The 286-nt window shown below is 46.2% G+C and carries 1 pseudogene; it reads left to right on the top strand.

The window, feature by feature from the left end:
• Nucleotides 1-286, top strand: a pseudogene (locus AAEY72_RS14485) (excinuclease ABC subunit UvrA); the annotation flags it as partial.

Genomic DNA, 286 nt, shown 5'->3' with positions numbered 1-286 from the left:
ACATTGATCAAAGCCCCATTGGCCGCACACCACGCTCTAACCCGGCTACTTATACTGGTATTTTTACTGGTATTCGTGAATTATTTGCCGGTACGCAAGAGTCGCGCTCTCGTGGTTATAAAGTAGGTCGCTTTAGCTTTAACGTTAAAGGCGGACGCTGTGAAGCTTGCCAAGGCGATGGCGTAATTAAGGTAGAAATGCACTTTTTACCTGATGTGTACGTGCCGTGCGACGTATGTAAGGGTAAACGATATAATCGCGAAACCCTTGAAGTACTGTATAAGGG

Origin of the sequence: Psychrobacter sp. W2-37-MNA-CIBAN-0211, assembly GCF_040309405.1 — a bacterium.
GTDB classification, from domain to species: Bacteria; Pseudomonadota; Gammaproteobacteria; order Pseudomonadales; family Moraxellaceae; genus Psychrobacter; species Psychrobacter glaciei.
The sequence above is the reverse complement of the archived record's forward strand: the minus strand, read 5'-3'. Positions and strand labels throughout refer to the sequence as shown.